Raw genomic sequence first — 11,435 nt, 5'->3', positions numbered from 1 at the left:
TGCAATAAATTTTTAGGTTAACCTAAAATACCCTTCAGTCTATACCTTGCTAAGTCACAACATACTTTATGATCAGTCATCGAATATAGCTACAATTTAAAAATTCCAGCCAAAACCCCCCCACTTGATTAAAATGAACCTTAGATCAGATATATTGTACAAAAAGTGCTCCTGGATATCCACAATCGGGTCTTACTTGACATCTTAACCTATCACCAAAGAAAATTTAATTCTCAGTGGTCATTTTGCTGATATCATTATCAAAATCTTTATTGATAGTCGTTAAGTGAAGATTGCACCATTCTAACCATCCATTAGTCTTTTGATGAAAATAATTCAAATTTCCTGCTAAGACTTGCTCAAAATACATTGAAATTCCTTCGGTAAAGAGTAACCATAAAAAATAGTTTTCACCTTGCTCAAATTGGTCAAAATTACCATATTGTTGATGATAGACATGCCCTAATTCTTGAAAAATAAGTCCATACATACGGTCTTTACTCATCCAATCTCATTCGATCATTTTTTCAATTCCCACTAGAATATAAGTTCTTCTGTCCAGTTCTACCACCCAACCTGCCCCATTACATAAACCTAAATAAAGCATAATTGTAAAATCTAGCTCTTTGCCAAATGCTTGAATAACTTTTTTATTTAACCCCCCAGTTACTTGCCTAAATGAGTCTACTACTTTGAACCGCTTTTTGCTTTCTGAAAAAGTCCTTTTTTTAATGGGGAAATAATTGTTTAAAAGCTAAACTTCCCACCAACAAACACTCTTTTGGCGTCATCAGACAGTAAATCCTGATAGTTGGCTAACCATCTATCCATATATTCTTTCATAAACTGATTTGAAACTGCCCATTTACAAATAATGGATCAACTTCAGCAGTCACATTAATGATTTCCATACCAAGTCTCCTCTTATTACCTATGTCAGCATATCCTATAGATCGGATCATTGCCAAACAAAGACCAGGATAATTTAAGCTATTTACAATTAGTCATATTCAGCCAACTAGCAATTTCTTCAGCTATTTTTTCAGGTTGGTCTTGATAGATAGCATGACTCGCGTTTTCGATAATTTTCATGCTTATATTATCATTTAAATTTTTAGATCTTTTTAGCTTGGTCGGTAAAACCTCTTGAAGATCACTAATCAGAAGCAATGTAGGTGTTTTATATGCTTTACTAGTAATCGATAACTGAATCGAATGATTAAGACTCAAAAGATTCAAAGCGCTCTCCTCGTTCATATATTTATAATTACCGCTAGATAGGATCTGTTTTGCATTGATCAGTTCATCTTCCAGTGATACTCCAAAATCTTCACTTGAGATAATCCCTCCATCAAGTAAAATGACTTTAGTTATATTACTTAAATGTGCAGCTAGAAAAGCAGCTATTTCACCCCCGATAGAATGCCCTATTATAACAGATGGTTTCTCCCCGATAGTATCCTTATAAAAGTTAATCAGTTCTTCTTTAGCTACTACATTGTCATTAAAGGCCTCTTCATGTCCGGGTAAATAGAGATAATTTACTCCTAAGCCTTTTTTAGACAATAATTTCAAAAAAATTTCACTCTCTTCCTTCATGCCACCAAAACCATTAATAAAATAGATACATTCTTCTAACATATTGCTCTCCTTAATCTTATCAAAAACAGATTGTTAAAGTGGTTAAATACATAAATTAATTATACAGCGATACTAAGACAACTTTCAAAGTGTTTTGAATGTTCCACAAACTTGCTCAATGGATAAAAATCATAAATTTATGGGGACTTTAACTCAACTTATAAACAAATAATAATAATTACATTTTAACATAGTAATAGTTGCTGTGTTTAGCTTGTTTATACCGTAGCTATTATCATTTATGTTGGTCTAGTAGCCTATTGATATACCAGTTATTCATCTTTGTACTCTTGTCGCAACAATCTTATTCTCTTTTGTACAATTTGGAGTCATTTCTTAATAAATTGTTGAAAATTTACCTTACTTTTACTTAGAATTTACTAAAAATTTACAATGCTCTGCTAACTTATATCTAGATGAATAAATCATCAATAAATTATAAAGAAGGATTGAGCCAATGAAAAAAACAGTAATTCTATCATTATGTGCTTCTGTATTAATGTCAGTATGTGCCCCTACAATGACTTCTGCTAAACAAGAAGAAGGTCAATGGTCGGAACTTCCAGTAGCAACCTTGGAAGAAGGCCGTGCGTTAACTGAAGATTTATCTCTTATTTCTAAAAACCGAGCAAAATATGTCTTCTTATTTATCGGAGATGGCATGGGAAATATCCCTGTTTCTGCGGCTGAATATTACTTAGGTCCAGATAATGGTGACGAAGGTAACGGTCAAGCAGTCGCTCAACCGTTAAATTTTGCTAAATTTCCTGTTGTTGGTCTGCAAAACCCAACCGATGCTGACCATTATGTTCCGGACTCTGCTGGTACTGCTACCGCATTTGGAAATGGCGTAAAGATTGATTCAAACGTCATTGGTCTAACACCTGGCTATACCGAACAAACAGAATCAATTGCTGAAAAAGCTCAAGCTCAGGGAAAAGCCGTTGGTATCCTATCGACAGTAACTTTAAATCATGCGACTCCTGCTGCCTTCTATTCAAACGTTGAACACCGTAGAAATTATTACGAAATTGGTGAACAAATGGCTGCTTCAAACTTTGAATATTTTGCAGGGGGTTCTCTTGGTAAGCGAACAGGTGCTGAAGATGATCAAAAAGACTTATACGAGGTATTAGAAGAAAAAGGATATATGGTAGCAGATACTCAAGAAGAATTCGATACTATTACTGCTGACACTGAGAAAGTTTATGCACCTGCATCTGTTCTTTCTGAATCAGATGGTTCTTCTATGAAATATGCGATTGATCGACAAGAAGGTGAACCTACATTAGCAGATATGGTCGCTAAAGGAATTGAAGTCCTAAGCGCTAACGAAGAAGGTTTCTTCATGATGACAGAATCTGGTAAGATTGACTGGGCAGAGCACGCTAATGATGCCGCAACAACTATTAAAGAAGTGATTGACTTTCAAGACTCTATCCAAGAAGCAATTGATTTCTACTATGAACATCCTGAAGAAACTTTAATCGTTGTAACTGCTGATCATCCTACCGGCGGTTTCACCATCGGAAACTCGGAAACAGGTTATAACTCTTACTTCCATTTACTAGACAATCAAAAAGTTTCTCAAGAACAATTTGATGTAATCTTTGCTAAGGCCAAAGAAGAAAATCCAGAAATGACTTTTGAAGATGCTGTTCCATTACTAGAAGAAAACTTCGGATTTATCTTTGACCTGGAAGCAGAAGAAGTTGTGAAGACTGCTGGCGAAGTCGAGAAAGCGGCTGAAGAAGGTGAAGAAGAAGCCAAAGACTTAATGTTAGTAACACCTTATGAATTGGCAGAATTACGTTATGCTTTCGAACAAACAATGAAACCATATGAAGAACGTAATCTGGGTCAAGCAGATATTATCAAAGGCTACCATGCATATGAACCATTATCAATCGCTGCTACACGTCTATTAGCACGTAAAGCTGGTTTAGCATTCACAACTGTTGACCACTCACCTGAGAAAGTTCCAGTTTTTGCAATCGGTGCTGGCGCTGCAATGTTTGAAGGTAATTTTGAAAATACAGATATTGCCTATAAGATTTTAGCAGCCATGGGATTATATGAAGGTGGCGATACTAAAATGGCTCCTTTAGAAGTAACAAAGAAGTTTTCTGGATCTATTGAGGAAAACGATAAAGAAGAAGCTTCTGAAGAAACAGTTGAAGTAGAAGAAGTTTCTGAAGAAAGTGTTGAAGAAAGTTCAGATTCTGAAACAAGTGAGGAAAGTTCTGAAGATTCATCGGCTGAAGAAAGCAGTAACTCTGAAGAAGAACCTGAAGAAGTAATTGAAAGCTCTGCTGAATAATTAATACATTAGTCACAAAAAGCACAGCTAAGATAAGGCTGTGCTTTTATTCTTTAAGGAGAATCTTATGCAACTTAAATCTATTTTAGCAAGTTTCCTTTTGGTTATTTCCCTACTCTCACCTTGTTCTCTTGTTAAAGCTGAAAGCTCAAGCATGAAAGAATTACCTTTCAGCGGATACTATCTAGCCCCTGAAGCAAGTAGTATTGAAGGATTGCTTTTTCAAGAAAACCAATTAATCATCTATATTAAAGATGAATCAGGGTATGCTCACCCTGTTTATGGACACGACCATGAAGATAACTATGATAATGAACAGCAAGATGTGGAAAAAGATATTAAATCAAACAAAGACCATCACGATGACACCATTGATCAAGAATTTATAGAATGGTTATTCGAATTTAATGCTTACCCTTATCCAGACCTTAAGAATTATTCTATATCTGTTCAAGAGAGATATAAGAAAGAAAATAATCTTCCAATTAACTTAAAAGAAGTTTATCTAGCCATTGTAGATCAGATAACACCTGAAATGACACAAAGAAATATCTTAGACTTGATTAATCAAACGATTCCTGACATTTCATATACACAAAAAAATGATTATAATTATTTCACTATTTCCTGCCCAACTATCACTGTAAATAACGATCATTGGACCGTCCAATTATTCGGTGAAGAAATTTTTTCTTTTGTGCAACAGTCTGGACAATTAATAGATAATCATGGAAATACTTATGAATACATTGACGGAATTAAACCCAACTAATTGCTGAAAGGTGTGAACTAATGAAAAGAATATTTATTACTTTATTAATTTTAACTGCCTTAACCCTTAATCTACTTTTTCCACACGCCACTTTCGCACAAGCAGAAGCTGATGTTAAAGAAACAAACCATATGAAAGTAGACGGTCATCACCAAGGACATCACATTAAGGCTAATTTTATCCCTGATAAAATTCTTAATCCTGACGATAGTCTATATGAAGCACCAGAAAAAATTGAAAAGTACGTTGGTATATATCAAGCACAAGCAACAGTTCCTAAATTGAATCTTAACTTAGATATCATTGTCTCAATCGAAGAAAGTGGCTTATTTAATATGGCCTACTATTTTACACAACGAGAAAAAGGAGAAAGTATACGTTTCTACGTAGATGAGAATGAAACAATTGAATCTATACCCGCTCCATATCAAGACCTCGTTATCTTGACAGGAGGTCTCAAAGAGTTTGAAGGTGGCTTAGGCTCAGGCTTAATTCGTAAAACGGTGTCACCGGTAGTACTATTAAATAATCAAGGCAAACCCGAAAGCTTATATCCTTATCAATCAATGGCATATGATCTGCGAGAAAATTATCAAAATGCTAGGGTTTATCAAGACCTTGGTCTTTATATAGTAAATGATGAAATTGTGATCGATGTAAACCATTTGATTGGTCTAGATGATGAACAAGAAAATAGAATCGCATTAAAAGCTACAAGTTTTAAAAATGAAGATGCTTTCCTAGTTGAAAAGAAAACATATGAAATTCTTCAAAAAGCTTTTGATTACTATCTTGATGATTATAATGATTTTAAGCTTCAATTTAAAAATAGTAATGACTTTGTTCAAGTCATTCAAGCAATGCATTTGAAGACCAACGCCAGTTTTCCTGCCGATACTAAATTTGAACTGATCGATCCTAGTCAAGTCAATAAAGATTCTGAAAGTGCCCATACATTTGCTTTGCTCATTAATGACCAAATCTTATATTTTTATGATGGACACAAATTATTTGTTGCAAATGAAATTGAAAATAATAATAGATGCTATTCTGCGAATGAATGGCAAACGAATTAATAGTTGAAGTCACCGAAAATTAAATTCTAAAATTTTCCATCCAGCCAAACCCTATTAAATAATCAACAACTACAAATAATCCCTTGTTAGATTGAGCAAATCGATTGAAGATAAATGCCATCTTTGCTAATGTTTAAATAAAGGAGATGGTATGAATGTTTTTAGTTATGCAACATATAAAACCTAAAGTAGGCAAAACAGAAAGCATCATCAATAAATTATCGAATCGTGAAATCATAAATGATCAACCAGGTTTCATTAATTTATCAATCAGTAGAGGCATTGAAGAGGATTTAATTGTGGTTTTAGGCTCATGGAAATCACAAGAAGATTGGAAAAATTGGGAAAATTCAGAAGATCGAAAAAAATTAGACGATCCAGATGACAGTGAAATTGAATCGATGGAGTCACATAAATTAGAAATTCTAAAGGACGAAAAAATGCCTAAAAAATAATCCAAGTTATCTTAAATAATTCGATAGGATTAGGAAACAAAAGAGCAAGCAGCATGTGTGCTGTTTGCTCTTTATTTAGTTAATTGATTATAAACTATCTATCAAATCTAACATCTCACTATTTTCAGGGATATCTTTCATGGAATGACCGTAGTGAATATATCTCAATTCACCCTTTTTATCTACCAACATTTGAGCTGGCATCCGTCCCATCTTAAAAAGATTTACTTCTTGACCATACAATTTTAATACCGAATGGTTTGGATCAGGTAGACCATAAAATTCTAAGTCATTTTCATGCCAGTAGTCTGCGAATTTTTTTTCGTTTTCAGGACCAATGACGACAATAGCGGTGTCTCTTTTTTCAAACTGATTATAATCTTTATGCAACTGCATCATGTGCTTGCGGCAGAAAGGTCATATAAAGCCTCTGTTTAATACAAGCATTACATTTTTACTTCCTCTGAAAGCTGAAAGCTTAACTGTCTTTCCTTCGAAATCTTTTAATTCAAAGTCTGGGGCCTTTTTATTGACTTCAATACTTGCCATAAAATTCATCTCTTTCCTTTCACTGATTAAACAATATACTATTTAAAAATCACTATCTTTCAGCTTTATTAAATCAATAAAGTGGTTTAATGATTAATCTTAAAGGATTAACTTTTTATATCCACTTTAATAAAACACTTTAAATAGTTGATACATACAACTTACCACTCATTGCTTAGTCATTTTAAATATTTACAAAGCTTATTGTTATAATGTTTTTGTTTAAAAATAAGAGACATGAATTTAATTTCATGTCTCTTGTTTTTAATTTATATCAACACTTTTGACCTACTCATTAGCTTCAGTAAGAACTTTTTGAACAGCTGGATCTTCCTTAAGATGTTCTACCATACGCTTAACGTTTGGATAGTCTTTATACGTTTTTTCTAAATTCTTAGTCCAAGTTGCAAAAATGAATGCTAATGGATCAAGCACAGTACGTTTATTTTGGTAGAGGTGATTAGAATCACCAATAATATCATCAAGATGTTTGAAGTTCGCATCAATACGAGCAGGTGCTGCCGCACGAGCCATTTCAATTACATCTATGTCTTCAGATGTTGTATAACGCTGTGGGTTAAAGAACGGCCAGAATGATGGATGAATATCTGCAGAAAGGAATAGAGATGTTTCATCAAACTCAAAAACATTTTCTAACCCTTCATTAGGTCCTAAATCTTTTTCTGGAACGGAATTAGCAATGTATTGTAAAATTGCTCCTGCTTGAGTCATCGGACGATCGGCTCCAATTTCAAGAGCAGGAACCATTCCTAAAGGATTAATTTTACGATACTCAGGATCATTGTAATCCACACGAATGGTTTCATACTCAAGACCAGACCATTCTAAAGCGATCCAGCAAGCCAAGGAACAAGTACCAGGTGCATAGTATAATTTCAACATTTTATCAAACCTTTCTTTTTTTTATTGATTATATTATAGCATTAAAAAGTGTCATAGGAAATAATTGAGTGAATTCGATAGCATGCTTTTAAAATAAGAGTAAGCTAGTAACTAACTAATTTTAAACAGCAGCTGTAACTCCTCCATCAATGACAAACTCAGAGCCAGTTGAATATCTTGCTTCATCGGAAGCTAAGAATACAACTAAATTAGAAACTTCTTTAGGCTGAGCCACTCGGCGCATAGGAATAGTTTCTTTAAATTTATCAACCGCTTCCTTAACACCCGGTTGTTCTAACATTGGTGTGTGTACTACACCAGGATGGACAGAATTAACGGTTATATTATATGGAGATAACTCTCTCGCTGCTGATTTCGTCATTCCTCTAACCGCAAACTTAGTGTCTGTATATCCGATCGCCCCACCTACTAAACCATTCATAGAAGAAATGTTAATTATAGAACCATACTTTTGTTGCTTCATAATAGGTGTTACGGCTTTAATACCTAAAAAGACGGAAACTTGGTTGATATTCACAATTTTCATGTAATCGTCTAATGAAACATCTTCAATTTTCATATTATAAGTGATACCTGCATTATTAACGAGCGAGTCTATCCTGCCCCATTTATCCATTGTCGCATCAATTACCTTTTTCCAGTCACTTTCCTTGGTCACATCTTGTTTAACAAATAGAACATTTTGACCAAGTTCTTTAGCAACTTCATTCCCTTTTTCTTCATTAATATCAGTAATGACAACCTTAGCTCCTTCAGCTAAAGCGACCTCTGCATGCACTTTCCCCATCCCTTGAGCGCCGCCAGTAATAATTAAAACTTTACCTTCTAATCTTTCCATTTTGTTTCCTCCTAATATAATTTAATACTTCCTCCATCGACCATAAATGTTTGACCTGTGATGTAACGTGATTCATCACTTGCTAGAAAAACTGCGACTGGTGCGATATCTTTGTCAATATCACCAAATTTTTGGAGTGGAATACCTTGAACGACTTTTTCATAATATTCAGGGTTTTCAGCACGCCAAGCATCGACACCTTCAGAATAGGCTATAGGTGAAATGACATTCACATTGATACCATCTTTACCAAACTCATTCGCCATCACACGCGAAATCCCACGAATCGCTTCTTTGGCTGCTACATAAGCCCCTTGATGGTTATCACCCTTAATGGCTGCTCCTGAACCAAAATTAATGATATTTCCTTTAGTCTTTTTAAGATATGGAATAGCTAGTTGGCTCAAGAAAAAGGTAGCATAAAAACCAGACTCCATTGATAGAGCTAAATCTTCTTCTGTAATATCTAAGAAGCTCTTCATCCTTGAAGCATGAGCATTATTGACCAACACATCGATTTGATGATAGCGGTCAACAACCCCTTGAATGCACGTTTCTAAGGCTGATTTTTTTGTCAAATCAGTCTTGATAAAGAAGGTATTATATCCCTCCTCATTTAGAGAACGGCTTAAAGCCTCGCCTTTTTCTTGATTAAGATCGACGATTGCTACTTTTGCCCCTTCTCTAGCATAGGCGCGGACAATGGCTGAACCAATTCCACCAGCCCCGCCTGTTACTATTGCCACTTTATCTTTTAAGCGCTCCATTCTATTTCCCCCTTATAATTTATTTTTGAATCTATAACATCTGCATATTTTAATCATACGCCACTTTAAGAAAATTGGCTAATAAAGCGACTCGTAAAAACGTCCTTAGGGTTGCTATAAATACATTTGTTAAAATTTTAAACAGTTAGGATAAAAATAATTTTAATCCTTTATATTTAAATTCCGTATAGGGCGGGTCATTCAGTTGAAGCATATCTTCTTGAAGCATTTCCTGTAATAAAGTGTTGATATATAAGTCACCGATCTCTGTAAGTTCTATAAAAGCTTGCAATTCTTTTTTAAAAGCATCTTGATAGCTATTCGGATCTTTTAAATAACTGATTACAAAATCTTTTTCTTCACGACTATATTCCATTTAACCCCCTCCTTCTCTATTAAAAGCATCCTCTTATCCATATTCGGTGGCAAACCAGACGGCTTAAAAAAACCTCCTGCTGATACAGGAAGTTTAAATAAGTCGCCCACTTAATCTTCATAAGATTTAAAGGGATCGTTTGAATTAGGTAATCGGTCTGGTGTAATGGTTAAGCCCATTTCTCTTTGTTCATGATTCAATTCTTTGATGAGGGATAAAATAACTAAAATAAGAATGAAAACAAAGGGTAAGGAAACGATTATTAAGACATTTTGAATAGCTAGTAAACCGCCAGACAATAGTAAGACAACCGCAATAATTGAAAGTGTAAATCCCCAAGTAATCTTAGTTCTATTATTAGGCTTGATATTACCTTCTTCCGACAACATGGCCAAAACAAAAGTCGCTGAGTCCGCTGACGTAATAAAAAATGAGACAACAAGAATAATCGCCACTAAAGAAAGAAGGCCGCTTAAAGGATAATAGTTAAAGGTTGCAAATAGCAACTGTTCGGGTTCAAAAGCTGTTAAGTCGGCTATATTCATTTGAACATTGGCTGCTAAAGTTCCAAAAGTAGAGAACCAAATAAAACTTAATAGCGTAGGAAGTAGAAGTACCACCGTTAAAAACTCACGTATGGTGCGTCCGCGCGAAATACGGGCTATAAAAATCCCCACGAAGGGCGACCATGAAGTCCACCATGCCCAATAAAACAAAGTCCAAGTATTAATCCACTCCCTCTTATCCCTATCAAAAGCGGCTGATCGAAAACTCATTTCAATAAAATTTTGTAAATAATTACCCAATGATTCTGTAAATGTGTTTAAAACACCGACAGTCGGGCCTACAATAGCGACAATGGCTAATAGACAGCCCGCTAAAAGCAGGTTTAAATTGGAAAGAATTTTAACCCCTTTTCCTAACCCTGAAATAGCAGAAAGTATAAATAAGATCGTTGTGATAATTATAATAATAATTTGGACACTATTAGAAATAGAGATATTAAACAAATAATTTAACCCACCATTAATTTGGGCTGCGCCAAAACCAATAGTAGTTGCGACCCCAATAACAGTGGCAACAATCGTTATTGTATCCACTACTGTTCCGATCCAGCCCGTTGCTTTATTTCCTAGTAAAGGTTTTAAAGTATGAGATAATAGGTAGTTTTCTTGCTTACGAAAACCAAAGTAAGCTAGGGCAAGTGCTACCACACCATAGATCGCCCAACCATGTATCCCCCAATGGAAAAAAGTAAAGCGAAAGGCATCCGCTAACGCTTCTTGACTTCCTGCTGGAGCAATCGGAGTCGAAATAGCAAAGTGTGACAAAGGTTCTGCCGCTCCGTAAAAAACAAGCCCAATTCCCATACCAGCGAAAAACATCATAGCTACCCAAGAAGTGGTCGAATATTCAGGTTTTGAGTCGGGTTCTCCTAAGCGAATCTGGCCTAAGGGACTAAGTATGAAATAAATACAAACTAATAATATTAGTGGAATGAGTAGAAGATAAAGCCAACCAAAATTGTTTGCCACCTGATCTTTTAAAATTTGTGTTCCAACACTTAATTCATTAGGAATAAAAATACCTAAAATAACTAATAAAAATGACGTTATAAGCGATGCATGATATACTGAAATTTCTTTTAACTTTTTCAATTCATTCCTCCTAAATTTATTTTAAAACAGGGCTTTTATACTATCAAAATTGACTTTGT

At 34.7% G+C, this 11,435-nt stretch carries 12 protein-coding genes; 4 read left to right on the top strand and 8 right to left on the bottom strand.

Going from position 1 to position 11,435, the window contains the following annotated elements; all coding sequences use genetic code 11:
• Positions 1 to 226: 226 nt before the first annotated feature.
• Positions 227 to 505: a hypothetical protein gene (locus ACQV2Q_RS00430; RefSeq protein ID WP_428881649.1), complete on the bottom strand. Its 279-nt coding sequence runs from the start codon at positions 503 to 505 to the stop codon at positions 227 to 229.
• A 485-nt stretch (positions 506 to 990) separates the two neighbouring features.
• Positions 991 to 1,641, bottom strand: a complete 651-nt coding sequence (locus ACQV2Q_RS00425; RefSeq protein WP_428874071.1) for an alpha/beta hydrolase — start codon at positions 1,639 to 1,641, stop codon at positions 991 to 993.
• Positions 1,642 to 2,098: 457 nt separating this feature from the next.
• Here ACQV2Q_RS00425 and ACQV2Q_RS00420 point away from each other — a divergent pair, with 457 nt between their 5' ends.
• The 4 genes from ACQV2Q_RS00420 (at position 2,099) to ACQV2Q_RS00405 (ending at position 6,264) form a co-directional block, all read left to right on the top strand.
• Positions 2,099 to 3,961, top strand: coding sequence for an alkaline phosphatase (locus ACQV2Q_RS00420; RefSeq protein WP_428881648.1), 1,863 nt, complete (start codon positions 2,099 to 2,101; stop codon positions 3,959 to 3,961).
• 154 nt (positions 3,962 to 4,115) lie between these two features.
• Positions 4,116 to 4,733 carry a hypothetical protein gene (locus tag ACQV2Q_RS00415; RefSeq protein ID WP_428881647.1) on the top strand — a complete coding sequence of 206 codons (618 nt, stop codon included), beginning with the start codon at positions 4,116 to 4,118 and terminating at the stop codon, positions 4,731 to 4,733.
• Between the two features lie 20 nt (positions 4,734 to 4,753).
• Complete coding sequence (locus ACQV2Q_RS00410; protein ID WP_428874924.1) at positions 4,754 to 5,809, top strand: hypothetical protein; 1,056 nt, start codon at positions 4,754 to 4,756, stop codon at positions 5,807 to 5,809.
• A gap of 155 nt (positions 5,810 to 5,964) precedes the next feature.
• Positions 5,965 to 6,264, top strand: coding sequence for an antibiotic biosynthesis monooxygenase family protein (locus ACQV2Q_RS00405; protein ID WP_428874925.1), 300 nt, complete (start codon positions 5,965 to 5,967; stop codon positions 6,262 to 6,264).
• Between the two features lie 87 nt (positions 6,265 to 6,351).
• On the opposite strand, the gene ACQV2Q_RS00400 is transcribed toward ACQV2Q_RS00405, so the two are convergent.
• The 6 genes from ACQV2Q_RS00400 to ACQV2Q_RS00375 form a co-directional block, all read right to left on the bottom strand.
• Entirely contained in the window at positions 6,352 to 6,813 is a 462-nt protein-coding gene (locus ACQV2Q_RS00400; RefSeq protein WP_428881646.1) for a peroxiredoxin family protein, read from the bottom strand.
• Between the two features lie 288 nt (positions 6,814 to 7,101).
• Positions 7,102 to 7,716: a glutathione S-transferase family protein gene (locus ACQV2Q_RS00395; protein ID WP_428874066.1), complete on the bottom strand. Its 615-nt coding sequence runs from the start codon at positions 7,714 to 7,716 to the stop codon at positions 7,102 to 7,104.
• A gap of 121 nt (positions 7,717 to 7,837) precedes the next feature.
• Entirely contained in the window at positions 7,838 to 8,575 is a 738-nt protein-coding gene (locus tag ACQV2Q_RS00390) for an SDR family NAD(P)-dependent oxidoreductase (protein ID WP_428874065.1), read from the bottom strand.
• Between the two features lie 11 nt (positions 8,576 to 8,586).
• A complete protein-coding gene (locus ACQV2Q_RS00385; protein ID WP_428874064.1) occupies positions 8,587 to 9,342 on the bottom strand; it encodes an SDR family NAD(P)-dependent oxidoreductase in 756 nt (251 codons plus the stop codon).
• A 145-nt stretch (positions 9,343 to 9,487) separates the two neighbouring features.
• The gene (locus ACQV2Q_RS00380) at positions 9,488 to 9,718 is read right to left on the bottom strand and encodes a hypothetical protein (protein ID WP_428874063.1); all 231 of its coding nucleotides are present in this window, start codon (positions 9,716 to 9,718) and stop codon (positions 9,488 to 9,490) included.
• A 110-nt stretch (positions 9,719 to 9,828) separates the two neighbouring features.
• Positions 9,829 to 11,376 carry a BCCT family transporter gene (locus tag ACQV2Q_RS00375; protein WP_428881645.1) on the bottom strand — a complete coding sequence of 516 codons (1,548 nt, stop codon included), beginning with the start codon at positions 11,374 to 11,376 and terminating at the stop codon, positions 9,829 to 9,831.
• Positions 11,377 to 11,435: the final 59 nt, after the last annotated feature.

It is taken from the genome of Facklamia sp. P12950, assembly GCF_050409465.1.
In the GTDB taxonomy this organism is placed as follows: Bacteria; Bacillota; Bacilli; order Lactobacillales; family Aerococcaceae; genus Facklamia.
Note: the sequence above shows the minus strand (reverse complement) of the source record. Positions and strands in the feature narration are given on the sequence as shown.